At 69.7% G+C, this 24,676-nt stretch carries 27 protein-coding genes; 12 read left to right on the plus strand and 15 right to left on the minus strand.

The genetic code is table 11. The features are described 5' to 3' along the window. The first annotated feature begins 27 nt into the window (after positions 1 to 27). From fliS to Aco03nite_RS54105, 12 genes are all read left to right on the plus strand, one after another. On the plus strand, positions 28 to 402 hold the full coding sequence (gene fliS, locus Aco03nite_RS18970; protein WP_203796700.1) for a flagellar export chaperone FliS: 375 nt from the start codon (positions 28 to 30) through the stop codon (positions 400 to 402). Then, positions 399 to 737, plus strand: coding sequence for a hypothetical protein (locus Aco03nite_RS18975; RefSeq protein ID WP_203796701.1), 339 nt, complete (start codon positions 399 to 401; stop codon positions 735 to 737). Before fliS ends, Aco03nite_RS18975 begins: the two co-directional genes overlap by 4 nt. A gap of 168 nt (positions 738 to 905) precedes the next feature. After that, positions 906 to 1,253 carry a flagellar basal body rod protein FlgB gene (flgB, locus tag Aco03nite_RS18980; protein WP_203796702.1) on the plus strand — a complete coding sequence of 116 codons (348 nt, stop codon included), beginning with the start codon at positions 906 to 908 and terminating at the stop codon, positions 1,251 to 1,253. Positions 1,254 to 1,255: 2 nt separating this feature from the next. Beyond that, complete coding sequence (locus Aco03nite_RS18985; RefSeq protein WP_203796703.1) at positions 1,256 to 1,648, plus strand: flagellar basal body rod protein FlgC; 393 nt, start codon at positions 1,256 to 1,258, stop codon at positions 1,646 to 1,648. Positions 1,649 to 1,653: 5 nt separating this feature from the next. Further along, complete coding sequence (fliE, locus tag Aco03nite_RS18990; RefSeq protein ID WP_203796704.1) at positions 1,654 to 2,019, plus strand: flagellar hook-basal body complex protein FliE; 366 nt, start codon at positions 1,654 to 1,656, stop codon at positions 2,017 to 2,019. 61 nt (positions 2,020 to 2,080) lie between these two features. Continuing rightward, a complete protein-coding gene (fliF, locus tag Aco03nite_RS18995; RefSeq protein ID WP_203796705.1) occupies positions 2,081 to 3,691 on the plus strand; it encodes a flagellar basal-body MS-ring/collar protein FliF in 1,611 nt (536 codons plus the stop codon). A 46-nt stretch (positions 3,692 to 3,737) separates the two neighbouring features. Further along, entirely contained in the window at positions 3,738 to 4,733 is a 996-nt protein-coding gene (fliG, locus tag Aco03nite_RS19000) for a flagellar motor switch protein FliG (RefSeq protein ID WP_239145267.1), read from the plus strand. After that, positions 4,717 to 5,385 carry a FliH/SctL family protein gene (locus Aco03nite_RS19005; RefSeq protein WP_239145268.1) on the plus strand — a complete coding sequence of 223 codons (669 nt, stop codon included), beginning with the start codon at positions 4,717 to 4,719 and terminating at the stop codon, positions 5,383 to 5,385. Before fliG ends, Aco03nite_RS19005 begins: the two co-directional genes overlap by 17 nt. Before the next feature lie 56 nt (positions 5,386 to 5,441). Continuing rightward, positions 5,442 to 6,749 (plus strand): FliI/YscN family ATPase, encoded by a 1,308-nt coding sequence (locus Aco03nite_RS19010; RefSeq protein ID WP_203796707.1) that lies wholly within the window; start codon positions 5,442 to 5,444, stop codon positions 6,747 to 6,749. A gap of 270 nt (positions 6,750 to 7,019) precedes the next feature. Continuing rightward, positions 7,020 to 7,463, plus strand: coding sequence for a flagellar FliJ family protein (locus Aco03nite_RS19015; RefSeq protein ID WP_203796708.1), 444 nt, complete (start codon positions 7,020 to 7,022; stop codon positions 7,461 to 7,463). Further along, the gene (locus Aco03nite_RS19020; protein ID WP_203796709.1) at positions 7,463 to 8,449 is read left to right on the plus strand and encodes a transglycosylase SLT domain-containing protein; all 987 of its coding nucleotides are present in this window, start codon (positions 7,463 to 7,465) and stop codon (positions 8,447 to 8,449) included. The genes Aco03nite_RS19015 and Aco03nite_RS19020 overlap by 1 nt, the downstream gene beginning before the upstream one ends. A gap of 31 nt (positions 8,450 to 8,480) precedes the next feature. Next, the gene (locus Aco03nite_RS54105; protein WP_203796710.1) at positions 8,481 to 10,934 is read left to right on the plus strand and encodes a flagellar hook-length control protein FliK; all 2,454 of its coding nucleotides are present in this window, start codon (positions 8,481 to 8,483) and stop codon (positions 10,932 to 10,934) included. 309 nt (positions 10,935 to 11,243) lie between these two features. Here the strand turns inward: Aco03nite_RS54105 and Aco03nite_RS19030 are convergent, their stop codons facing one another. From Aco03nite_RS19030 to Aco03nite_RS19100, 15 genes are all read right to left on the minus strand, one after another. Continuing rightward, entirely contained in the window at positions 11,244 to 11,489 is a 246-nt protein-coding gene (locus tag Aco03nite_RS19030) for a hypothetical protein (protein ID WP_203796711.1), read from the minus strand. A 16-nt stretch (positions 11,490 to 11,505) separates the two neighbouring features. Beyond that, on the minus strand, positions 11,506 to 12,990 hold the full coding sequence (locus tag Aco03nite_RS19035) for a hypothetical protein (RefSeq protein ID WP_203796712.1): 1,485 nt from the start codon (positions 12,988 to 12,990) through the stop codon (positions 11,506 to 11,508). Continuing rightward, entirely contained in the window at positions 12,980 to 15,040 is a 2,061-nt protein-coding gene (locus Aco03nite_RS19040; RefSeq protein ID WP_239145269.1) for a flagellar biosynthesis protein FlhA, read from the minus strand. The genes Aco03nite_RS19035 and Aco03nite_RS19040 overlap by 11 nt, the downstream gene beginning before the upstream one ends. Before the next feature lie 161 nt (positions 15,041 to 15,201). Beyond that, entirely contained in the window at positions 15,202 to 16,293 is a 1,092-nt protein-coding gene (locus Aco03nite_RS19045) for an EscU/YscU/HrcU family type III secretion system export apparatus switch protein (protein ID WP_203796713.1), read from the minus strand. Positions 16,294 to 16,317: 24 nt separating this feature from the next. Continuing rightward, the gene (locus Aco03nite_RS19050; RefSeq protein WP_203796714.1) at positions 16,318 to 17,082 is read right to left on the minus strand and encodes a flagellar biosynthetic protein FliR; all 765 of its coding nucleotides are present in this window, start codon (positions 17,080 to 17,082) and stop codon (positions 16,318 to 16,320) included. Between the two features lie 4 nt (positions 17,083 to 17,086). Next, positions 17,087 to 17,845 (minus strand): flagellar type III secretion system pore protein FliP, encoded by a 759-nt coding sequence (gene fliP, locus Aco03nite_RS19055; RefSeq protein ID WP_203796715.1) that lies wholly within the window; start codon positions 17,843 to 17,845, stop codon positions 17,087 to 17,089. Between the two features lie 2 nt (positions 17,846 to 17,847). Next, on the minus strand, positions 17,848 to 18,282 hold the full coding sequence (locus tag Aco03nite_RS19060) for a flagellar biosynthetic protein FliO (RefSeq protein WP_239145270.1): 435 nt from the start codon (positions 18,280 to 18,282) through the stop codon (positions 17,848 to 17,850). A gap of 5 nt (positions 18,283 to 18,287) precedes the next feature. Continuing rightward, positions 18,288 to 19,049, minus strand: a complete 762-nt coding sequence (gene fliN, locus Aco03nite_RS19065; protein WP_203796716.1) for a flagellar motor switch protein FliN — start codon at positions 19,047 to 19,049, stop codon at positions 18,288 to 18,290. Beyond that, positions 19,046 to 19,993 (minus strand): flagellar motor switch protein FliM, encoded by a 948-nt coding sequence (locus Aco03nite_RS19070; protein ID WP_203796717.1) that lies wholly within the window; start codon positions 19,991 to 19,993, stop codon positions 19,046 to 19,048. Before Aco03nite_RS19070 ends, fliN begins: the two co-directional genes overlap by 4 nt. 80 nt (positions 19,994 to 20,073) lie before the next feature. Beyond that, complete coding sequence (locus Aco03nite_RS19075) at positions 20,074 to 20,532, minus strand: flagellar basal body-associated FliL family protein (RefSeq protein WP_203796718.1); 459 nt, start codon at positions 20,530 to 20,532, stop codon at positions 20,074 to 20,076. A gap of 18 nt (positions 20,533 to 20,550) precedes the next feature. Continuing rightward, the gene (locus tag Aco03nite_RS19080; protein WP_203796719.1) at positions 20,551 to 21,546 is read right to left on the minus strand and encodes a flagellar motor protein MotB; all 996 of its coding nucleotides are present in this window, start codon (positions 21,544 to 21,546) and stop codon (positions 20,551 to 20,553) included. 4 nt (positions 21,547 to 21,550) lie between these two features. After that, positions 21,551 to 22,342 (minus strand): flagellar motor protein, encoded by a 792-nt coding sequence (locus Aco03nite_RS19085; protein WP_203796720.1) that lies wholly within the window; start codon positions 22,340 to 22,342, stop codon positions 21,551 to 21,553. Positions 22,343 to 22,344: 2 nt separating this feature from the next. Continuing rightward, positions 22,345 to 22,629, minus strand: coding sequence for a flagellar FlbD family protein (locus Aco03nite_RS19090; protein WP_203796721.1), 285 nt, complete (start codon positions 22,627 to 22,629; stop codon positions 22,345 to 22,347). Positions 22,630 to 22,826: 197 nt separating this feature from the next. Further along, a complete protein-coding gene (locus Aco03nite_RS19095) occupies positions 22,827 to 24,095 on the minus strand; it encodes a flagellar hook protein FlgE (RefSeq protein ID WP_203796722.1) in 1,269 nt (422 codons plus the stop codon). 33 nt (positions 24,096 to 24,128) lie between these two features. Further along, the gene (locus tag Aco03nite_RS19100) at positions 24,129 to 24,569 is read right to left on the minus strand and encodes a flagellar hook assembly protein FlgD (RefSeq protein WP_203796723.1); all 441 of its coding nucleotides are present in this window, start codon (positions 24,567 to 24,569) and stop codon (positions 24,129 to 24,131) included. Positions 24,570 to 24,676 lie beyond the last annotated feature (107 nt).

Consider the following 24,676-nt stretch of genomic DNA (forward strand, 5'->3'; position numbering starts at 1 on the left):
TCGACAACCGCAGCCCGAGGGACACTGATGAGCGCACCCAACCTCCGCGATCGTTACCTGCAGGACTCGATCAACACGGCGTCGCCCGCCAAGTTGCTGATCATGCTCTACGACCGTCTGATCCTCGATCTCATCCAGGGCGAGGAGGCGATCCGCGGCCAGGACCGGGAGACGGCCAACGACAAGATCACCCACGCGCAGGAGATCGTGCTGGAACTGCGGGTGACCCTGGACGTCGACGCCTGGGACGGCGCTCCCGGCCTGGCCAATCTCTACGGTTTCATCCTGACCGAGCTGATCGGGGCGAACATCAGGCAGGACGCGGATCGGGTGGCGAACTGCCGCGATCTGCTCGAGCCGCTGCGGGACGCATGGCGCGAAGCAGCCTCGGCCACGACATGACCGCGCCGACGGCGAACAGCCTCGACTGGCGGGCGGCCTGGACGGCCGCGCTGGACGACCTGGAGATGGACGTCCTCGCGGTCGAGACCATGCTCGCCGACGAGCGCCGGCTCGCCGAGACACCACCGGCGAACCCGTGGGTGCCACCCACCGATCTGGGCGCCCTGCCGCTGGAACTCCGGCCGCGGGCCGACGAGATCCTCACCCGGCAGCTCGCCGCCGCCGAGGAGATCGCCCGGCGGCTCACCGCGAACCGCCAGCAGATGGCGGCGACGTCCCGGATCGAGACCGGCGAAGCGGTCAAGAGACCTGTTTATCTCGATTTCGCGATGTGAGAGAAGGCCCCGGATCCCCGGGGCCTTTTTCGTGTGTGCAACCTCTCGGCAACCGGTTGGGACTCAGCGGATCGGCGGGCACGCCGAAGTGCAGGGTACGAGCAACGGATTGCTCACCGAACTGCCACGGAACGGCGACCTGAACGGATACCGACTCAGGGGGCACCCATGTTCGAAGATCAAGCGTCGTCCGCACTCCGCGTCGCCGTCACCGGACTCGCCGCTCGCCAACAGGCCATCGCCAACAACATCGCCAACATCGAGACCCCTGGGTACCGGGCCCGTAAGGTCAAATTCGAGGAAGCGCTGCAGAGTGCCGTCGCCCAGGGCCAGTCGCCCTCCGGGGTGACCCCGAGCGTGATGAATTCGCTCGAGCCCACCCGGCTCAACGGGAACAACGTCAACCTCGATCAGGAGACGCTGCAGCACATCGACACGTCGATGCGCTACAGCCTCGCCATCCGGGCCCTGGACGGCAAGTACGGCTCGCTGCGCGAAGCCATCAAGGGAGCCTGATCATGAGCACCTTCAACGCCATCGGGGTCGCGGGCAGCGGAGTCACCGTCTACCGCAAGTGGCTGGACGCGGTGTCCGACAACCTCTCGAACATCAACACCACCACCCGGACCAACGAGAACGCCTTCCAGGCCCGGTACGTCCAGGCCCGGGCCGCGCAGGACGGCAACGGGGCCGAGGTCGCCGGGATCCAGTACGGCAGCGCCGAGGGCATCCTCGCCTACGAGCCGGACAACCCGCTCGCCGACGCCGAGGGCTACGTCCGCCGGCCGGACATCGACATGGGCAGCCAGATGGCCCAGCTGATGATGGCCCAGCGCGCCTACCAGGCCAACCTCTCGGTCGTGGACCGGGCGAAAGAGTCGTACACCGCCGCGATCAACCTCGGGAAGTGATCACCATGACCTCACCGATCGGCTCCGTCAGCGGCATCGGCGGCTTCTCCGCCGTCGGGGGCATCAGCGAACGCGGTGTCGGCCTCGGCGGGCTCAACGGCCTGGGCAGCATGCTCGGCAGTTCGGAGAGCGCGCCCACGCAGGGCCCCAACAACGACTTCGCCGGCATGCTCGCCAAGGGCATCGAGAACGTCCAGGCGTCCCAGGCGCACGCGAGCGACCTGGCCGTACAGGTGGCCGACGGCCGGCTGGCCGACCCGGCGCAATACACGATGGCCGCCACCGAGGCGTCCCTCGGACTCCAGCTCACCATGGCTGTCCGGAACAAGGCCGTGGAGGCCTTCCAGGAGATCATGAGGATGCAGGCATGACCCGACTGCACCGCAGCGAAGCAAGGGCCGGGAGGGCATGCCCGGGAAGGCACAGACTGACATGACCGATCGCCTTCCCGCTCCGGTACGCCGCGTCACGGACACCTTCAGGTCCTTCACACCGGGCCAGAAGGCTGTCACCGTGTTCGCGGTTCTCGCGCTCGCCGTCGGCGGATACTTCTTCGCCGTCTGGGCGTCCAAGCCGTCCTACCAGATCCTCTTCAACAACCTGTCCACCAAGGACGCCAGCGCCATCGTCGAGTCGTTGCAGAAGGCCGGCACCTCGTACGAGCTGGCCAACGAGGGCGCGACCATCCTGGTGCCCCGCGACCAGGTGAACCAGCTCCGGCTCCAGCTCTCCGGCGAGGGCCTGCCCAACGACGAGGGCACCGGCTACTCGCTGCTGGACCAGCAGGGCATCACCACCAGCGACTTCATGCAGCACGCGAACTACCAGCGGGCGCTGGAGGGCGAGCTGTCCAACACGATCAAGGCGATCGACGGGGTCGAGGCCGCGACCGTGCACCTGGTCCTCCCCAAGGACGACGTCTTCGCCGACGACCAGTCGAAACCGACCGCGTCGGTCCTGGTCGCCTCGAAGGGCAACAACGAACTCAACCAGCAGCAGGTGCAGTCGATCGTGCACCTGGTCGCGTCGAGTGTCGAAGGCCTCGACCCGACCCAGGTCACGGTGGCCGGCTCGGACGGCCGGATGCTCTCCACCGGCGGCGGCAACACGGTCGGCACGACGGGCGGGGACGGCACCAGCGAGCAGGCCACCTCCACCTTCCAGAACCGGCTGAACGGCTCCCTGCAGCGGATGCTGGACAACCTGGTCGGCCCCGGCCACTCGGTGGTCACCACCACCCCGATCCTGGACTTCGACCAGACCGAGACCCGCAGCAAGAAGTACTCCTCCGACCCGACGTTGCCGGCCCAGCAGGAGAACCTGCAGAGCGAGACCTACAACGGGACCGGCAGCACCGCGGGCGGTGTGCTCGGCCCGGACAACGTGCAGGTCCCCAACGGCGGCGGCAACGGCCAGTACCAGCAGAAGAACGAGACCCGGACCCGGCTCTTCAACGAGACCGAGGAGGTCCGGCGGGCCGCACCCGGTGGCATCAAGCGGCTCAACGTGTCGGTCCTGCTGGACAGCACGGTGGCCGGTTCGGTCGACCCCAACGAGGTGCAGCAGCTGGTCTCCGCGGCGGCCGGCATCGACCCGGCCCGGGGCGACACCATCGCGGTGGCCTCGATGCCGTTCAACAACACCCAGGCGGTGGCCGCGGCCGAGGAACTGAAGGCCTCCGCGGCGGCCGAGAAGTCGGCCCAGCAGACCAAGCTGATCCAGACCGGCGCCCTGGTGTTCGTGGTCCTGATGCTGATCCTGCTGGCCTGGCGGGCCAACCGCCGCTCCAAGAAGCGCCAGCAGCAGCTCACCGCCGAGGAACGGCGTCACCTGGAGGAGATGCAGGCGGCTCTGGAGGCCCAGCGGGCCGCCGAGGTCGACGTAATCCACGCTCACGCGCTGGAAATGCCGGAACTTGCCGATAGGTCAGACGAGGCGCGACAGGAACGGCACCGCGAGATCGAGGAGCTGGTCCGGGAGAAGCCGGAGGAGACCGCGACTCTGATCCGCAGCTGGATCTCCGCCGACGCGAGCAACCGCTGATTCACGGGAGCATCAGTTGACAACACCGGCGCTCAGCACGACCTCCATGACCGGGATCCGCAAGGCCGCGATCATGCTGGTGCAGTTCGGCAGGGAACAGGCTGCCGAGGTCATGGCGAACATGACCGAGAAAGAGGTCGAGATGCTCTCCGCCGAGGTCGCTCGGCTGGGCAAGCTCGACCCCACCCAGGTCGACGACATCATGGACGAGTTCTACGCCATGGCGACCACCCGATACGCCGGGTCGGGTGGCATGGACTACGCGCGGGAACTGCTGGAGGCGTCGCTCGGCAAGGAACGGGCGGCGCTCATCCTGGACCGGCTCGAAGCGTCGATGAACGACATCCCGTTCAACTTCCTCAGTCACGCCGACCCCCGGCAACTGCTCTCCTACGTGCAGTACGAACACCCGCAGACGATCGCCCTGGTGCTGGCCCACGTACCGGCCGGTCTGGCGTCCTCGATCCTGGCCGGGCTCCCGCTCGAGGTGCAGACCGAGGTCGCGCACCGGATCGCGATCATGGACCGCACCTCGCCGGACATCATCCGCCAGGTCGAGACCGCCCTGCAGCGCAAGCTGTCCAGCGTGCTCCAGCCGGACGAGCTCTCCACGGTCGGCGGCCTCGCGCCACTCGTCGAGATCATCAACCGGGCCGACCGGACCACCGAGCGGATGATCCTGGAGGCGCTCGAGACGCGCTCCCCGGAACTCGCCGAGGAGATCCGGCGGCGGATGTTCATGTTCGAGGACGTCATCAACCTGGAGGACCGCGCGGTGCAGCTCATCCTGCGCCAGGTGGAGCCGGCCGACCTGGCCTGCGCTCTCAAGGGTGTGCCCGAGGGGGTCCGCGACAAGGTCACCCGGAACCTCTCCGAACGCGGCCGGGAGAACCTGGTCGAGGAGATGGACCTGCTCGGACCGGTCAAGGTCAAGATGGTCGAGGAGGCCCAGGCCAAGATCGTCAGCGTGATCCGCTCGCTGGAGGACTCCGGCCAGATCGAGATCCAGCGTGGCGGGGACGTCGATGAGCTCATCGCCTGACCGGGTGCTCCGCGGGGTGGCGGCCGAGAACGCCGCCGCCGCGCGGTTCGCCGTCGACCTGCGCAACCAGACCCCGATCGACACCAAAGCCACCGAAAAAGCCAAACAGGACGCCCGGACCGCCGGGTACGCCGAAGGCTGGGCGCAGGGCAAACGGGACGCCACCGAGGCCTCCGAAGCCGCCACCGCCCGCGCCCTCGCCGCCGAGGAGGCGCTCGAACACCGCCGGGCGGCCGCCCTGAACAGTGCCGTCAACGCTCTCGGCCGGGCCGTCACCGACCTGGAGAACCAGCTCATGCCGACCTTCACCGAGCTGCAGGAGGTCGTGCTCGCCAGCGCCTGGGACCTGGCCGAGGGGATCATCGGCCGGCACCTGCGCGACGACCCGGAACGCGGCGCCGACGGGCTCCGGCGGGCCCTGACCGCGGCCCCCGAACACGGGCCGCTGACCGTCAGCCTGCACCCGGACGACTTCCGCAACCTGGTCGGCGAGGGCACCGGCGAGGACTTCGACTTCGAGGGCCGGCGGATCCGGCTCCGCCCCGCCCCGGGACTCCAGCCCGGGGACGCGGTCGCCGAGACCGGCACCGCCACCGTCGACGCCACCATCGCCGCGGCGGTGGCCCGGGCCCGCGAGGCCCTGCGCCTGTGACCCGGCGCGGCCTTCCTTCGACCGGCGCGCTTTGACTTCCTGAGAGAGGAAGCGTCATGACAGACCTCTTCCAGCACCGGTTGCAGGGTGCCATCCACGCGGCCCGGCCGATGGTCAGCGGACGGGTCACCGGCGCGGTCGGCCTGCGGGTCACCGTCAGCGGGATCGAGGCCAACGTCGGCGACCTGCTGCGGATCGGCACCGGCGACGACGTCGTGCTGGCCGAGGTGGCCGCCCTCGACGGGGACCGGCTCTCCTGCATGCCGCTCGGCCCGATCACCGGACTCGGCGCCGGCACCCCGGCGTTCACCACCGGCGGGCCGCTGCGCGTCGCGGTCGGCCCGGACCTGCGCGGGCGCATCCTGGACGGCCTCGGCCGCCCGATGGACGGCGGGCCACCCCTGCGCGGCCAGCTGGTGCCGATCGACGCGGCGCCGCCCTCGGCGATGGAACGGCAGCTCGTCGGGGCCCAGATGTCGTTGGGGGTACGGGTTCTGGACACCCTCGTCCCGTGCGGCAAGGGCCAGCGCATCGGCATCTTCGCCGGCTCCGGCGTCGGCAAGTCGACCCTGATGAGCCAGATCACCCGGGGCACCGCCGCCGAACTCAACGTGGTCGCCCTGGTCGGTGAGCGCGGCCGTGAGGTGCGCGAGTTCATCGAGCACGACCTCGGACCGGAAGGCCTGGCCCGGTCGGTGCTGGTGATCGCCACCTCGGACACGCCGCCGCTGGTCCGGCTCCGGGCCGGCGCGGTCGCCACCCGGATCGCCGAGTACTACCGGGACGAGGGTTCCGACGTGCTGCTGATGATGGACAGCGTGACCCGTGCGGCGATGGCCCAGCGCGAGGTCGGGCTCTCGGTCGGCGAACCGCCGGCCACCCGCGGGTACCCGCCGTCGGTGTTCGCCATGCTCGCCTCGCTGCTGGAACGGGCCGGGCCGGGTGCCCGGGGCAGCATCACCGGGCTGTACACGGTGCTCGTCGAAGGTGACGACCACAACGAGCCGATCGCCGACGCGGCCCGGTCGATCCTGGACGGGCACATCGTGCTGGACCGGAAACTGGCCACCGCCGGGCACTTCCCGGCCATCCAGGCGCTGGACTCGATCTCCCGGGTCGCCAACAAGATCACTTCGCGGGAGCAGCGGTCCGACGCCACCGAACTGCGCCGGCTGATGGCCGCCCATCGGGACGTGCGGGAACTGGTCGAGATCGGCGCCTACGTGCCCGGCACCAATCCGGACGCGGACCGGGCCAACGGCGCCTGGGACCGGATCAGCGGATTCCTGCGGCAGGACCTGGACGACCGCACCACGGCCGAGGGGTCCTGGGCGGAACTGCACGACCTGATCGCCTCGACCTGACCTCCCGTTTCCCCCGGCCGGATCCGTCCACCGGTGACCCCTCGCCCCCGGCCCGGCGGTCGCGGGGCGGCCCCGGCCCCGGTCCCTCCTCGCGGCGTCGTCACGGGATCCGCTTCTTGCGGTTGGTGACCTCCCGTCTCGTACGAGAAAAGGGATTTGTGGGTTTTGAATGAGCAGGTCGGGAGCGAAGCGGGTGCAGTCTCTCAGCGGATCGGCGGGCGTACCGACCAGGTCAGTGAGGGCCCATCGGACCCGTCTAGGAGGCCGACCTTGAACCGCTTCTTCCGACTGGCACCCGTCCTGCGCGCACGCAAGGCACAGGAGGACGCCGCCAAGGGCGCCGTGATCCAGTCCCGAGCCGAGATCCGCGAAGCCGAAGCCCTGCTGAAACGCCGCAAACTGGCCCTGATGGGCGCCGAGGCGCCGACCGAGGGCACCGCCCGGGCCATGGTCGCCGCGATCGCCGCCCGGCAGTCCATCGCCGCCGGCGTCTTCGGCGCGCAACGCATGGTCGCCGACGCCGAAGAGGTCGAACGGGAACGGATGGCCGACCTCGCCGACGCCGCGAAACGACGGCGCGCCGTGGAACTCATGGCCGAACGGCACGCCGCCACCGTCAAAGCCCACGACCTGCGCACCGACCAGGCGAACCTGGACGAACTGGCGGTGACCGCCAAGGCGCGCAACGCGGCCGGAAGCCGGGGTGACGAATAATGAGCCTGGGCGTCACCGGGGTGATGTCCCGCATCTCCCAACTGCAGGAACAACTCGGGCTCAGCCCGGCCCCGGCCCCCACCACCACCGAGGGCGCCGCCGGCAAGTCGTTCGCGTCCGCGCTGGCCAGCGCCACCGGAGCCGGCGGCGGCACACCCGGCGCACCGGGCGGGCCCAGCGGTGGGGACGTCGTCACGGCGGCCAAGAAATACCTGGGCACGCCGTACGTCTTCGGCGGCACCGACCCGGACAAGGGCCTCGACTGCTCCGGATTCGTCCAGCGCGCCTACAAGGACCTCGGCATCGACCTGCCCCGCAACTCGTGGCAGCAGGCCAAGGCCGGGCGGCCGGTCGCCGGGCTGAGCGACGCGAAACCCGGAGACGTCCTCGCCTTCAACTCGCCCGTCGACCACGTGGCGATCTACCTGGGCGACAACAAGATGATCGCGGCGCCCAAACCCGGAGACCACGTCAAGATCCAGAGTGTGTACGAGAAACCCAGCGCCATCCGACGGGTCATCGACACGGTGCCGGCCGCCGCCGTCCAGGACATGTCCGCGATCCGCCCCGCCGGACTGCGCGCCGCCACCTCCGGGCTCAACGGCGTCCCGTACGCCGACCTGTTCGAGAAAGCCGGCGCCAAACACGGGGTCTCCCCGAAACTGCTCGCCGCCGTCGCCAAGGTCGAATCCGACTACAACCCGCGGGCCGTCAGCAAGGTCGGCGCCCAGGGCCTGATGCAGCTGATGCCGGCCACCGCCCGCGGACTCGGGGTCGACGACGCCTTCGACCCCGCCCAGGCGATCAACGGCGCGGCCAAGCTGCTCGCCTCCCACCTGCGCGAATTCAAGTCGGTGCCGCTGGCCCTGGCCGCCTACAACGCCGGTGGCGGCGCGGTGCACCGGCACAACGGCATCCCGCCCAGCGCCGAAACCCAGGCCTACGTCCCGAAGGTGCAGAAAGCCCTGGCCGCGCTCGGCGGCTGAACCGTTCCACTCCAGATGCAGGGGAGACCCCATGTCGAGTTCAGTGACAGGTCCCGACCGTCGGCACGGCGTCGAACCGTCCCGCAAACCCGGTGGGCGGCGCGAGGACGGGGCGGCGGAGTTCGGGGCGGCACTCACGTCCGAGATGGATTCCTCCTCGGGGGCCGCTTCGGGGGCCGCTTCCCGGGCCTCGGCCGCCCGGGCTGACGCGGCTCGTGCCGACTCGGCCCGGGCCGACGCGGACGCCCGGGCCTCCTCGGCGAAGACCGCCGCTGAGCAGGCCGCTGATTCTCGGGCGGCGCTATCCCGGGCGGCTCTCTCCCGGGCCGCGGTGGCCCGGGCAGCCCTCCCACGCGCCGACATCTCGCGGGCCGACGTCTCGCGCTCTGATTTTTCCACCGGCCGTACCGGAAACGAGCGGGGTGGGGCAGGGCTGGCCGGGGCCGGCCGGGATGCGGATGAACGGGGTGGCGCCGGGCTGGCCGGGACCGACCGGGGTGGGGCTGATCGGGCTGCTCTCGCGCGGGCGGCCATCTCCCGGACCGCCGTTTCGCGGGCCGGGACCGAACGGGTCGCCGATCGTGCGGCTTCGGACCGGGCCGCCGATCAGGCCGCGGACCGGGCCGCTGATCGAATTTCCACCGAACGTGCCGCCGACCGGGCGGCTTCCCACCGCAGTGCCGACCGGGCCGCCGACCGGGCCGCGTCCCAGCGCGCCGCCGACCGGGTTGCGGACCGGGCCGCCTCCGAACGTGCCGCTGACCGGGTCGCGGACCGTGCTGCTGATCGGGCCGCGTCCGAACGAGCGGCAGACCGCGCTGCGGATCGGGCGGCGGGGCGGGCCGCCGATCGGGTTGCCGGCCGGGCTGCGGCTGATCGGGTGGCTGGGCGGGTCTCTTCCGAGCGGGCCACGGATCGGGTTGCTGATCGGGCCTCCTCCGAGCGACGGGCCGACAGCGGGAGCGAGACCAGGCGGGCGGTCTCGTCCGATCGGGCCGCACGGACCGGTTCTGAGCAGGCCGTCGGCTCCGGGAGCAAGGCGGCTGCCGGTGAGGCCGCTCCGGTTGCTGACGACGTCGAGACCGGGACCGAGCAGAAGCGGGACGACGCCGCTGTCACCGCGACGATGATAACCGCCCCGCTGGTCGCCCCGGCGCTCACGTCGGCTGGGGAGACCGCCGAGGCCACCGCTCCCCCGGCCGAGGCTGGGACGGCGGCGGTGACCGCGACCACCGCCGCGACGGGTGCAACAGGTGCAACAGGTGCGGCGGCCGCCACGGCTGCCGCGGCGTCGCAAGCCACGGCTGACGCGGCGTCGCAAGCCACGGCTGACGCGGCACAGGCTGCTGCGGACCAGGCCCTGGGGACCGGCACCGCAACTGGCACATCGACCGGCAATGCGTCCGGCACCACGGCCGGCGGCGCGGCGGGTGCGGCCGGCAGCGCGGGCGGCGCGGCAGGTGGCACGGGTGGCGCTGCCGGCAGCGCGACCGGCAGTGCGGCGGGCGGAGCGGCCATGACCGGCCCGAACGTCGCCGCTGCCGGGGGCGCCACCGGGCCGCAGGCCACCGGCCAGGCGGCTCCCACCGTCGGTGACCTGCAGGCGATGGTCACCACATCGTCGTCGGACACCGCACCGGCGTCGGCCGGCGGCGCGGAGTCGGCCGCCACGATCCGGCCCGAGAGTCTGCGTACCGGTGCGGAGACCACCGAGACGGCAGCGTCGGCGGCCGGTGAACCCACCGCGGAGGCCACCCCGCCCGCCGATGTGGCTCAGGCCGGTGGGCCGGAGCCGGGTTCGACCGGTTCGGAAGGGCCGGGCGAGCAGGCCGGAACCGGCGCTGGGCAGGGTGGTGACAACCCGGCCGGTGCCGGTACGGGCGACAGCGCCACCGGGTTTTCCACAGGTCTTCCCCAGGCTGCGGGGCCCGGCGAACCCGGTGTTCCGGGCGCCGCGCAGGCCGCTGGTCTGCCCGGGGTGACCGGTCCGCAGGCCGCCGCGCCCACCGCGCCGGCCGCCGACGTCCAGGCGCCGCCGCCTCCGTCCACGCCCATGCCGGGGCCGACCGCGCATCAGCTCGCCGCCCGGATCGTCCCGTTCCGGCTGGACGCCGAGGGTGTGCACCGGCTGACCGTGAACCTGCACCCGGTCGACCTGGGCCCGGTCCAGGTGGTGGCGGAGATCCGCAACGGCGACATCACGGTGCAGCTCACCGGCGGTACCGAGGCCGGCACCGACGCGCTGCGGGCCTCCCTGGACGAGCTGCGCCGCGAGCTGGAGGAGTCCGGTTTCGGCAACTGCACGCTCGACCTGCGGCAGGGCGGCGCCCAGCAGGACCAGTCCCGGCAGCAGTTCGCCGACGCACTGGGCCGCCGGGGTGGCAGCGGCCGAGGCACCGAGGGCCCGGACGTCGGCCCCGAACCGGCGCCGGTCACCACCCGCCGCGTCGACCCGTCCACCGGCCGCGTCGACGTGGAGGCCTAGACCCGATCGCGTGGTGCCCGCGGTGCTGCCGCACCACGGGCACCACGCGGGGGCTGGTCTCCGGGAAACACGCGAGGGACCTCCCCGCGGAGAACGCAGAGGGCTCGGCCCATGGGAGACATGCGGACAGGGCCGGGCCCGTGGAAAGAAGCAGCCCGCGGAAAGAAGCAGAAAGCCCGGCCCACAGAATGCGGGCCGGGCTCCGGCAGGCGAATCGGTTCGAGTCATGGGCGGCCTGCCTGGTGGTGGCAGGCGGATCGGGCCGGTTCAGGGCGGCCTGCCTGGTGGTGGCAGGCGGATCGGGTCGGGTCAGGGGGCCTTGCCGGGCTCCGGTGAGTCGTAGCGTTCCGGTGTGATCGGGGAACCGGGCTCCTCGTCGGACTTCCGGTAGCCGGCGAGAACGAAACGGAGACCGGCCAGCAGCACCGCGGCGATCGGTACGGCGATCAGGAACCGGATCAGCACCTGGACGAGGTCTATCTCGTCCAGGATCAGGCGGTACCAGGCCGGCGCGCTGATCAGCAGCGCGAACAGCAGAACCGACGGCTTGATCATGACCTGGCCACCCCGGTCAGCGGCGGCCGGAGCGGGTCACCCGGCGGGGCATTACCGCCAGTGGCATGACCTCGGCCGCGATCCGGGCGCAGAGCATCGCCGCCCAGGCGTGCGGGGTGGCCGGTTTGCCGTCCAGCGAGAAGATCGGCACGTCCAGGCCCAGGACCGAGGCCGGGTCGGCGGTGAGTTCCACGCTGTGCACCACGAGCGCCTCGACGTCGCCGAGGTTGCGCAGGTGGCGGGCGGTGTCGGCGGTCTTGCGGGTGGCGTCGACGACGGCCCAGAGCGCGGTGGCGCCGAGCGCGTCGCACATGTCGTTGACCCAGAACGGGTCGGTGCCGCCGACCGGCGCGTCGATCACCACCACCCAGGGGTGGTCGGAGCTCTGCAGTTTCTCCGCCCGGGATTCGGCCGAGCCGCGGCTGGAGATCAGCCGGGACGAGTGCAGCCCGGTGCCGGCTGTGGACGGCCCGGCCAGCAGCAGGTGGGTCTGGTCCACGTGCAGCTGTTCCAGGATGTGTTTGCCGATCGAGACCGCGGTGTGCACCTCGCCGGCGACCACCAGGATCTCGCCGGGGCCGTCCGGGATGCCGGGTGCGGCGGGGCGGGCGGCGAGGACGCTGAGCACCCCGGCGTACGTGTCCCCGCCGGTGATCTTGCGGGCCATCGCCTCGGGCATCCCGACCGTCACCAGGTTGCGCTGCACCGCGTCCAGTTCGCCGGCGCCGGTGCGGGCGACAGCGGTGGCGGGTGCGGGCGCCGGGGAGACCGGGATCGCGTCGTAGACCTCGGCGACCGGCCGGGACCGGGCGGGGGTGGCGGCGGGTTCGGCGGGGCGCACCGGGGTGACCGCCCGGGACGCGGCCGCCGGCCGGACGGGTGCCGCCGTCTCGCGGGCCTCCCGGGTCTCGCGGAGCTCCGGGGTCTCCCGCTCCCGGGCCGCCGGGCGTTCCGGGAAGGCGGGCACGGTGGGCAGCGCGGCGGGTAGTGGGCGCTGACCGGAGTTCACCGGCGAACCGGCGGCCGCGGCGGGGCGGAACGGGCGTACCGTAGGCGCGTCCTCGGTCTTGTCCTCGGCCGGGCGGTGCTTGGCCGGCGGACGGCCCTCCCCGAGGTGCCCGGCGACGTCGAGACCGGCCATCAGCTCGGCGAACGCGGCTCCGGTCTCTCCGGTGGCGGCGGGCCGGCCCTCTTGACGGGACCGCAGCTCGGCGGTGGTGGGCCCGCGTTCGGTGGTCACCCGGTCCCGGGCCTCCGCCTGTTCGAGCAGGCTCTCGAAGTTCTGGGTGCCGTTGTTACCGGCGACCGTCTGTTGGGCCATGTCCTCACTGTCCTCGGTTGAATCCGGTACCTCGACGGAAAGCTCGAAGTGCTGCTTCGCGAAGAAGCCCCCGATGCCACCACTTCGTACCTTGTCGGCGGAGATGATCCGGACGCTTGAGCCGTACTCATCGCGGACCTGAGCCAGCAGCGGCTCGATGGCCGGTCCCTCAAGCAGCACCCGCGTAGGCACCGTTCACCACCCCTATCGTCTCGATCTGTGCGGTGGAACCAGAGATTTCGCTGTACGACAGCACCTGGATCCGGCGGGAACCGGCTCGCAGCAGTCGCATCAGTGGCAGCCGCAGCTGTGGCGAGCAGGCCAGGATCGGGTTGAGTCCCTGCTGCTCGGCAGCTTCGGAGAGCCGGCTGGACTCGCTGACGATCGCTTCGGCGCGCATGCCGTCGATCGCCATGAAGGCGCCGGTCTCGCTGGGCCGCAGCGATTCGAGCAGACTCTGCTCGAGCATCGGGTCGAGTGTGATCACGGTGAGCCGGCCCGCTGTCGTGTACTGGGCGGCGATGGCCGGGCCGAGGGCGCCGCGCGCCGCCTCGACCAGCCCGTCGTGATCGAGCGAGACCTTGGACCGCAGCGAGAGCGACTCGAAGATGCGGACCAGGTCGCGGATCGGCACACCCTCGTCGAGCAGCGCCTGCAGCACCTTCTGGACCTGGCCGAGGCTGAGCTGGGCCGGGGTCAGCTCCTCGACGACCACCGGATGGGTGCGTTTGACCATCTCGGTGAGCGCCCGGACGTCCTCGCGGCCGAGCAGGCGGCTGGCGTTGGTGCGGACGATCTCGGCGAGGTGCGTGATGATCACCGAGGCCCGGTCCACCACCGTCGCGCCGGAGATCTCGGCCTGGTAGTGCAGTTCGGCGGGCACCCACTTGCCGGCCAGTCCGAAGACCGGTTCGACACCGGCCCGGCCGGGCAGCGCGTTGAGCCCTTCACCGATGGCCAGGACGGTGCCCGGCGGGGCCTGGCCGGTGCCCGCGTCGACCCCGGAGATCCGGATGGCGTACGAGGAGAGCGGCAGGTCCAGGTCGTCGCGGGTCCGGACCGGGGGCATGATCACACCGAGTTCCATGGCCATCTTGCGGCGCAGGGCCCGGACCCGGTCGAGCAGGTCGCCGCTGCCCGGGTCGACCAGGTCGACCAGGTCGGGGGCGAGCGCCAGTTCGAGCGGGTCGATCCGCATCTCACCGAGCAGTTGTTCCGGCGAGTCCGGGGCGGGCATGTCGGGGGCGTCGGCGGGTGGTTTGCCGCCCGGGCCCGCGGCGGCGTCGGCCGGCGCCTCCTCCGGATCCTTCACCCGCTGGGCGATCGCCAGGACCGCCCCGCCGACCAGCAGGAACGGCAGTTTCGGCAGGCCGGGGATGATGCACAGGGCGAGCGCGGCGCCGCCGCCGATCCGCAGGGCGAGCTTGTTCTGGCTGAGCTGGGTGGTGACGGTGGTGCCCATGTCGCCGGAGGTGGCCGAGCGGGTCACGATCAGACCGGTGGCGACCGACAACAGCAGCGCGGGGATCTGCGAGACCAGGCCGTCGCCGATGCTCAGCATGCTGTAGTGGTTCATCGCGTCGACCGGGGCCATGTCGGCCTGCAGGATGCCGACCGCGAACCCGCCGACCAGGTTGATCACCGTGATGATGATGGCCGCGATGGCGTCGCCCTTGACGAATTTGGAGCCACCGTCCATGGCGCCGTAGAAGTCGGCCTCGGAGGCCACCTCGGCGCGGCGTTTCTTGGCCTCGGCGTCGTCGATCAGGCCGGCGTTCAGGTCGGCGTCGATCGCCATCTGCTTGCCGGGCATCGCGTCGAGGGTGAACCGGGCGCCGACCTCGGCGACCCGCTCGGCACCCTTGGTGACCACGATCATCTGGACGATCACCAGGATCGAGAAGATCACCAGACCGATGACCAGGTTGCCACCGACGACGAAGCTGCCGAACGCGTGGATCACCTTGCCGGCGTCGCCGTCCCGCAGCACCAGCCGGGTGGCGCTGATGTTGAGCGCCAGCCGGAACAGGGTCATCACCAGGAGCAGAGCCGGGAAAATGGCGAAGTCCAGCGGTTTCTGGACGAACATGGAGATCAACAGGACGAGCAGGGCGCACGTGATGTTCACGGCGATGAAGAGGTCGAGCAGGAAGGTCGGGAGGGGAACGACCATCATGATGATGATGCCGACGACCCCGACGGGTACGGCGAACCTGCTCACCTTCTGCATCTTCAGGGCACCTTCCGAACGTGGGCAGTCCGATGGCCATCCGAGCCCCGCCGACGCCTTCCTGGCTTCGTTCTGTTCGGCGTTGAGTCACCGTCGCTGAGCCACGCACCGATCTTCCCTGCTCTTGCGGTGCGATGTGAGGAAAACTCCGGAATCGGTGGTTATGACGTAGCTGGGGTCGGATTCGGGTTGCGGTGCAAACCGGCCGCCGCACCACGCGCCTTGAGGCTCATCACGAACGCCAGCACCTTGGCCACCGCGCCGAAGAACTCCGGCGGGATCTCCTGGCCGACCTCGCAGCCCTTGTCCAGCGCCCGGGCCAGCGCGATGTCCTGCACCATCGGCACCCGGTTCTCGGTGGCCAGGTCCCGGATCTTCTGGGCCAGCGGGCCCTGGCCCTTGGCGACCACCTGCGGGGCGCCCTTCTCCGGCTCGTACCGCAGCGCCACCGCCACGTGCACCGGGTTGACCACCACCACGTCCGCGGTGGGCACGTCGGCCATCTGCCGGTTCCGGGCCATCGCCATCTGCTTGGCCCGGATCTGGGCCTTGATGTGCGGGTCGCCCTCGGTGTTCTTGTACTCCTGCTTGACCTCCTCCTTGGTCATCCGCAGCTGCTTCTTGGTTCGCCGCCGCACCACGAAGTAGTCGGCCGCGGCCATCACGATGCCCGCCGCCGCGGCCGCCCGGATGAGCCGGATCGCGGCCTCGCTGATCGTGGCGAGCAGCGTGGCCATCGGCAGCCGCCCGGCGCTGAGCAGCACCGGGACGATGTCCTTCATCGTCATCCACAGCACCGCGCCCAGCACCCCGGTCTTGATCAACGCCTTGGCGCCCTCCCAGAGCGACTGGGTGCCGAACATCTTCTTGATGCCGGGGAGCGGGTTGAGCCGGTTGAACTTGGGGATGAAGAGCTTGGTGGCGACCCGGATGCCGCCCTGGGCGCCGGCCGCCGCGACACCGACCGCCATCATGGTCACCGCCAGCGGCAGCACCGCCCAGGCGGCGCTCATCAGCGCGTCCCGGAAAATGGCCAGGCACTTGCCCGGGTCCGGGTTCTGCACGGTGTCCGGGATCTTCTCCATCAACTCCATGGCGCGGTCCATGGCCGTCTGCAGGGTGCGCGGCAGCATCACGCTCGCGGCCAGCATCCCCAGCCAGGCGCCGAGGTCCTGGGTCTTGCCGATCTGGCCTTCCTGCTTGGCCTTCTTCAGCTTTTGAGCTGTCGGTTCCTCGGTCTTCTCACCCGACACACCACACCCCCCGCACCGCCGGGCTCAGCCGCCGCTGAGCTGGATCACCACGTTGACCGCCTTCTCGACGATCGTGTCCAGAGCTCCCGGCAGCAGCCCGATGGCGATGCCGGCGAGCGTGGCGAGCAGGAAGATCTTGATCGGGAAGCCGAGCTGGAACGCGTTCAGCGCCGGGGCCACCCGGTTCAGCAGGCCGAGCGCCACGTCGGCCAGGAACAGCACGGCGATCAGCGGCCCGGCGATCTGGACCGCGGCCATGAAGAACTCGCCGACCCCGCGGAGCAGCAGCTTGCTCAGCGTCTCCAGGTCGAAGCTGGCGTCCAGCGGCAGGGTCCGGAAGCTCTGCAGGAAACCCCGCAGGATCATCTGGTGGCCGTCGCTGGCGAAGAGCAGGGTCAGCGCCACCAGGTTGTAGAACCGGCCGAAGATCGAGGCGCTGCTCTGCGAGAACGGGTCGTACGTCGCGGCCAGGGTGAACCCGCCGAAGAGGTCGAGCAGGTCACCGGCGGCCTGAACGGACGCGAAGAGCATCAGGGTCAGGAAACCCAGCGACGCGCCGACGAACGCCTGCATCAGTACGTTGAAGATCAGGTCCTTGGTCTCGAACGAGATCGGCCCGCTCTTCATGTAGGGCATCATCGGCAGCGTCAGCCCCACCGACAGCAGCGCCTTGACCTGGGCCGGGATGAGCTTGGAGTTGAACGGCGGGCAGAGCATCATCCACGCGCCGGTCCGTACCGCCCCCAACATGACGGTCAGGAACTGTTCGGTGGCGAGAGTGAAGTCCATCGCCTCAGTACGACCCCACCAGCGCCATGATGATCAGGGCCCAGCCGTCGACCAGCACGAACAGCAGCAGTTTGAACGGCAGCGCCACGGTCACCGGGGGCAGCATCATCATGCCCAGCGACATCAGGGACGCCGACACCACGAGGTCGATGATCAGGAACGGGATGAAGATGACGAACCCGATGATGAACGCGGCCCGCAGCTCGGAGAGGACAAACGCGGGGATCAGCGTGGTCAGCGGCACCGCCTGGATGTTCGCCGGCTTCTTCGCCCCGGACACCTTGGTCAGCAGGGCCACCTCGTCCGGGCGGGTCACCGTGTACATGAACTCCCGTAACGGCTGGATCCCGTCCTTGAACGCCTGGGACTGGGTCTTGTCGCCCTTGAGATAGGGCTGGACACCCTGTTCGTTCACGGCGGACACGGTCGGGCCCATGATGAACATGCTCAGAAACAGGGCCAGGCCGGCGAGCACCTGGTTCGGCGGCATGCTGGTCAGCCCGAGCGCGTTGCGGGTGATGCCGAGGACCATGAAGACCTTGGTGAAACAGGTGCAGAGCAGCAGCAGGGCCGGCGCCACCGAGAGCAGGGTCAGGCCGAGCACGATCACCAGTGACGAGGCCGGGCGGCTGCCGTCCGGGTTCGTACCGTTCAGTTCGATGTTGATGCCGGGCGCCGGGGTCGGCGCGGGAGCCGCGTCCGCGGCGGCCGGGAGGAGTACCACGGTGGCCGCCAGCATGAGCAGCGGAATCACGCGCCTCATGGTCATCGCCTCGACGTCCGCTCGCGGATCGTCTCCAGTGCCGTCACCCAGGTCCGCGGGGAGAGCACCGATCCGTCCAGCCGGGCGGCGATGCTTCCGGGATGGCGGTCCGGCAGCTTGAGGTGGGCGTGCAACCCGTCCTCCTCGACCTCCATCTCGAGGTGCTGCTCGGTCTCGTCCTCCGCGGTCACGAACGCCACCAGGTCGGCCTCGCCGAGCAGGCTGACCCGTTCCTCGGTGATCCCGACGACCAGCGCCTTGTCGGCCACCCGGATCACCGCCACCGCCGAGCCACGGCTGAGCTGCTGCCGGTCCAGGACGGCCAGCGGCCCGCTCGCGCGGGAGGCGTAGGGCCGGCGCACCAGCCGGGCCAGCGCCCACATCAGCAGCAGGACGAAGACGAGTGCCAGCAGCACCCGGAAGGTCAGCGGGATCAAGACCGTTACTCCACGCCCGGGTTGACGATCTCGGTGATCCGGATGCCGAAGTTCTCGTCCACCACGACGACCTCGCCGCGGGCGATCAACCGGCCGTTCACCAGCAGGTCCGCCGGGCTGCCGGCGGCCCGGTCCAGTTCGACGATCGCGCCGGGGATGAGCCCGAGCAGCTCCCGCACGCTCATCCGGGTCCGGCCCAGTTCGGCCGAGACCTCCATCTCGACGTCGTGCAGCATGTCCAGGCCGCCGCGGCTGCCTCCGGCCGACCGGGTCGGCGCGATCCGCGGGGCGGCGGCGATGTCCACCGCGCCCGGGTCGTCGCCCGGCCACTGGCTCAGGACCAGGCCGAGGACCGCGCGGATCTCCGACTCGTCGCGCAGCGGCACCGCGACGGCGCCCTCCTTGGCGGCCAGCGCGCTGAGGGCGACCGCGGGTTCCATCAGCTGGCCGGGGTCGAGGACCACCGGCCCGAAGACCCGGGCGGCCGCCTCCAGAGCGGGACGGACCGCCGCGGTCAGGTCCAGTTCACCGAGCGGGCTCTCCCGGAGCGCGTCCGCGAGATCCTGGCCGACCACCACGACGACCTCGCCGGAGGCGGCTCCGGTGAACCGCGCGGTGATCGCCTGGCCCTCGATCACCGTCCCGGCGTCCGGTACCACCGGATCGGCGGCCACCAGGGCACGGCTGGTGGGCAGGACGGCCAGCGCGGCATCGGCGGCGTTGCGGGCGAGCGCGAGCTGGGGCGCGGTCATGGTGGGCGCGGTCATCGGCGGCCAGACTCCTTGGGCGAGCTCTCCTGGGGCGACGGCACGACGAGACACGCGAGCCGAGCGCCTTGGTTACCGGGGACTGCATGAGCGAAAACGATCTCGTTCACGGTCACGTCGAGCGGCCGGCTGGTCGGATGTCCGAGCGGGACGACGTCGCCGGGGCGTAGGTCCACGATGTCATCGGTACGCATCCGAATGGGCTGAAATCGCACAGCCACGTCGATCGGAGCGGCGGAAAGTCCGGCGGTCAGGTTCCGCAGCGAGGTGTCCCGCTCCTCGCGTTCGGCGGCGCTCAGCACGATCGTCTCGGTCTTGGAGAGCACCGGCAGGATCATGTTGAACGGCAGGCAGATCGTGGAGATGCACTCCTCCGCGCCGATCTTGGTCTCCAGGGACGCCACCACCACCGCGTCGCCCGGTGCGTGGGCCCGCAGGAACTGCGCGTTGTACTCGATCTCCTTGAGCTTCGGCGACAGGTCGACCATGCTCTCGAAGCCGTAGCGCAACTCGCCGAGCATCCGCTCGATCAGGCCGCGCAGCAGCGGCATCTCCACATCGGTCAGCGGCCGTTCCGGCTGGGCGCCGCCCGGTCCGCCGAGCATGTGGTCGATGGCGGTCATCACCGCGGACTGGGCGATCTCCAGCAGTGCGGTACCGGGCAGCGGGTCGAGGCTGACCACCGCGATGATCGTCGGGTTCGCGAGCGAGGCGACGTACTCGTCGTAGTTGAGCTGCTCGATGGAGATCAGGCTGACGTTGCTGACCGCCCGGAGCCGGGTGGTCAGCAGGGTTCCGCAGCTCCGCGCGTACGTCTCGAAGGCGATCTGCAGCGTGCGGACATGCTCGCGGGAGAGCTTGATGGGGCGCCGGAAGTCGTACGCGGTCGGTCCGCCCTGACCGCGACGTGAAATCCTGCCGGGGGTACGCGAAGCGGTGGTCACGTCGTCCTCATCGGCTCACTTACCGATCCGCTGAGCCGTATGGGCGAGTCTCCTGGGGAGACCCGCCCGGCCGGCCGGTGTTACTGGGTGACGAACGAGGTGTAGTAGATGTCCATGACCTTCTTGACGTCGTCCTCGGTGTAGGCCTTGACCAGCTTGGCCAGCAGCTCCTCCTTGAGCTTGGCCCGGCCCTCGGCGGTGGACAGCTCGGCGACCGTGCGGCCGGTGTACTCGTCGATGGCCAGCTGGTAGGCCTCGCTCAGGTCGACGGCCGTCTCACCGGAGTCCTCGGTCTGCTGGAGCGCGAAGCCCATCTTCAGGTAGTGCCCGTCGGCCAGGTTCACCGTGATGGTGCTCTCCGCCGCGGTGATGATGCCCTTCTTCGGTGCGGCCGCCTCGGCGGTGTCCCCGCGGAGCAGGAAGAACGCACCGGCACCGCCGCCGCCCAGAACCAGCAGCACCACCGCGATGATGATCATCATCATCTTGTTCGACTTCTTCGGCGCCTCGGCAGCCGCGGTGTCCTTCTCGTCAGCCATGGAATGTCCCCCGGGTTCTCAGTCGTGGGTGGTGGTGCTGGGCGTGGTCTGTGCGGCCTTCTTCGCGGCCTCGTACTCGGCCGTGGTCTGACCGGTGTGCAGCTTGCCGTCCGGGCCGGCCGCGGAGGGCAGCAACGCGGCCTGGTCGGCGGTGAGCATCGTCAGGACGACGACGTCGACGCGGCGGTTCATGGTGACCGAGCGCGGGTCCTTCGGGTCGATCAGCGGTTTGGTGTCGGAGAACCCGACCGCGCTGAGCCGCTTCTTCGGGATGCCGTGCTCGGTGAAGAACCGGACCGTGGTCGAGGCGCGGGCCGAGGACAGCTCCCAGCCGCTCGGGTAGAACGTGGTCGTCGCCTTGAGCTGGTTGGTGTGGCCGTCGACCTCGATGTTGTTCGGCAGCTTCGCCAGGACCGGCGCGATCGCGTTCAGGATCTTCTCGCCGCCGGGCCGGAGGTCCGCCCGGTTGCCGGCGAAGACCACCTCGTTGGTGACCACGGTGACCACCAGACCGCGCTGGTCGATGGTGAACTTCGCGCTGCCGAGCAGTTTCTGTGCCGCCAGGGCGTCGGCGATCTTCCGCTCGATGGCCTTGAGGTTCTCGGCCTCCTCGGCCGCCTTCTCGGCGTTGCCCGACGCCTTCTTGCGGTCCTCGGCCTGGACCGCCCGGACGATCGCGTCCTGCTGGGCCTTGTTCAGGCCCTCGCTGCCGCCGCTGCCGTCACCCGGGTTGGCCCCGGGGTCGATCTGCACGATCTGGGCCGTGTTCGCGGCGCCGTCCAGCGGCGCGTAGTTGCCGGTGAACGCCGCGCTCTGCGAACCGAAGCCCTGTTGCAGGCCCTGGGCCAGCTGGGCGAACTTCTTCTGGTTCACGTCGCTCATCGAGAAGAGCACGACGAACAGAACAAACAGCAGGGTCAGCATGTCCGCGTACGACACGAGCCAGCGCTCGTGGTTGACGTGCTCCTCGTGTTCCTCGTGCTTGGCTTTCCGCTTGCCCCCGCCGGAACTCATCGGATCAGGCCGCCTTCTTGGTAGACGCGGCCGACTCGGCCTTCTTCATCTCGTCCGGGGGCAGCAGGCTGCGCAGCTTCTGGGCGACCAGGCGCGGGTTCGAGCCGGCCTGGATGGCCAGCACCCCGTCGATCACCAGCTCCATCTCCTCGGCCTCGATCGCGCTCAGCCGGGTCAGGCGAGCGGCCATCGGCAGCCACATCAGGTTGGCGGTGAGAACACCCCAGAGCGTGGCGCAGAACGCCGCGGCGATCGAGTGACCGAGTGTCTCGGGCTGGTCCAGGTTCTCCAGCACGTGCACCAGGCCCATGACCGTGCCGACGATGCCGATGGTCGGCGCGTACCCGCCCATGGCCTCGAAGAACTTCATGCCGGCCTTGTCGGCCTTCTTCTTGGCGGTGACCTCGGCGTGCAGGATGTCGTGCAGCTCGTCCGGGTCGGTGCCGTCGATGGCCAGCTGCAGCCCCCGCTTGAGGAAGGGGTGCTCGACCGTCTTGACCGCGTCCTCCAGGGCCAGCAGGCCCTCACGGCGGGCCCGCTCGGCCAGCTTCACGACGTTGTCGAGCAGCTCGGTCGGCGGGGTCACCTTGTTGGTGAGGGCCTTCTGGAGCTGGCCGAAGAAGCCCTTGGTGTCCTTCATGACGCCACCGGCCATCGCCGCCGCGAAGGCGCCGCCGAACACCAGCAGCATCGACGGGATCAGCAGGATCGAGGCGGGCGAGCCACCCTCCAGAATCTGGACGGTGAAGACGATGACCAGGCCTGCCAGTACCCCAATGATCGTTGCGAGGTCCATATCTAACGTTCCTTCCGGTGCAGCGGCAGCACCTTGGCATCGAACTCGTCGTCTGCGGAGCCGTACGAGGATCTGGCCGCGGGCTCGGGCTCCAGGCGGCTGGCCTGGGCGATGAGCGAGGCGCGGTAGTGACGAACCGAGTCGATGAATTCGGGCACGGACTCGGCGATGATGTACTTGGTGCCGTCCACCAGGGTCACGACCGTGTCGGGCGTGCATTCGACACGCTCGACCAGATCCGGGTTCAGAGCGAACACGGCACCGTTGATGCGGGTTACGAGGATCACGACATCCGTCCTTGGTGCGTCTTTTGACTGGTGGGGCCGTCCGTGGCCCGTCACTTGGTACTTCGGCCGACTTCGGGTATCCGATGAGATCGAAGCGGTCGCCATACAGGTGCGAACATTGCGACATCTCAGACAAAAAGCGACGGCCGGTCGGGCACTTCAGTGCCCGTTCCGGCCGCCGTGGTTCAGTTCGAGGATCAGCGCTTCATGCTGACCAGCTCTTGGAGGATCTCGTCGGAGGTGGTGATGATGCGGGAGTTGGCCTGGAAACCGCGCTGGGCGACCACCAGGTTGGTGAATTCCTGGGCCAGGTCGACGTTCGACATCTCCAGCGCTCCGGACATCACCGACCCCATGCCGGCGCTGCCCGGCTGACCGACCTGGGCGTACCCGGAGTTGACCGTGGTCCGGTACCCCGAGTTGCCGATCTTCTCCAGGCCGTTGACGTTCTTGAAGGTCGCCAGCGCGACCTGGCCGAGCGTCTGCTTCAGACCGTTGGAGAAGACACCGACCAGCTCGCCGGTGTCCGAGACGGTGTAGGAGAGCGAGGTCAGGGCCCCGGCGGTCTGGCCGTCGGTGCCGAACACCCGCGCGTCGGTGTTGCCCGAGTACGAGGTGATGTCGGTGACGTCGACCGTGTACGGGCCGAGCGTCATCGTCGCCTTCTTCGTCACGTCGTCGACCATGCTGGGGTCGGCCTTGCCGTCCTTCATGGAGAGCGTGCCGGCCGGGGTGATCTCGTTGCCGTCCTCGCCGAGCAGCTTGACACCCCAGGTCGAGTTGGTGGCGCCGCTGGTGTTGTCGAACGCGGTCCGGCTGAACTCGGCGGTGACGGTGTGCGTCTGCCCCTGCGAGTCGAAGACCTTGATCGGGATGGTGGTCTTGTAGTTCGTCCCGGTGTTGGTCGGGAAGTTCATGTCCGGGGTGGCGTCACTGCTCAGGTTGCCCTTGAGCGTGCACACCGTGGTCGCCTTCGGCGGGATCGTCGCGCCCAGCGGCATCCGGATGTCGCCCGGCTTCGACGAGGTGTTGACCTTGCCGTCCTCGCCCGCGGTCCAGCCCTGCACCGGCTCACCGGTCGCGGTGGCCAGGGTGCCGTTCGCGTCGAAGAAGAACGAGCCGGCCCGGGTGTAGATGTTCTCGTTGCCGCTGCGGGTGATGAAGAAACCGTCACCCTGGACCATCATGTCCCCGGACTTGCCGGTGGTCTGCGCCGAGCCCTGGCTGAAGTTCTGGGTGATGCCGGCGACCCGGACACCGAGACCGACCCCGGCCGGGTTGGTGCCGGCCTGGCCGTCCTGCGGGGCGCCGCCCGCGCCCATCACCTGGCTGAGCGTGTCGTTGAACTGCACCGAGGACGCCTTGAAACCGGTGGTGTTGACGTTGGCGATGTTGTTACCGGTGACGTCGATCATCTTCTGGTGCGCGTTGAGACCACTGATACCGGAGTAGAGAGAACGCAGCATTTAAAGCGATCCTTAGCTCTAGGAAAGAACAACTCAGGAGGTCTTGGAATCAGTTGTGGTGATCTCCGTGACCTTGGACAGCTGCACATCCATGTTCCCGATCCTGAGGGTCGGTTCGCTGTCTCCGTTCAGCTTTGCCGCTGTGATCACGCCGGTCTGTGAGGCACCGGTGTCGTCCTGGTACGTGACCGATTTCCCGACGAGCGAGCTGGCACCGATCATCCGCTGCGACTGCATCATGCTGACCAGGTCTTCCAGCTTCTCGACCTGCGTGAACTGGGCGGTCTGCGCCATGAACGCGGTCGAGTCGGCAGGCTTCGTGGGGTCCTGATATTTCAGCTGGGCGACCAGGAGCTTCATGAAGGTGTCCTTGTCGGCCAGCGATTTGCTTCGCTTCTCACCGGCCTGTGCGGCGGCTATCGCCGCCGCTTTGGCCGGATCGGCGCCGGTGGGTCCGGACGTAGGTGAGGTCATCGACTTCTCCAGTCCTAGCAGGCTCAATCTAAGCTTCGGCCCGACCCCGAATTTACTTAGCCCAAGAACTTGCGGGCCCACCTTCCGGAAAGAAAGGTGGGCCCGCA

It is taken from the genome of Actinoplanes couchii (assembly GCF_016862075.1).
Classification (GTDB): domain Bacteria; phylum Actinomycetota; class Actinomycetes; order Mycobacteriales; family Micromonosporaceae; genus Actinoplanes; species Actinoplanes couchii.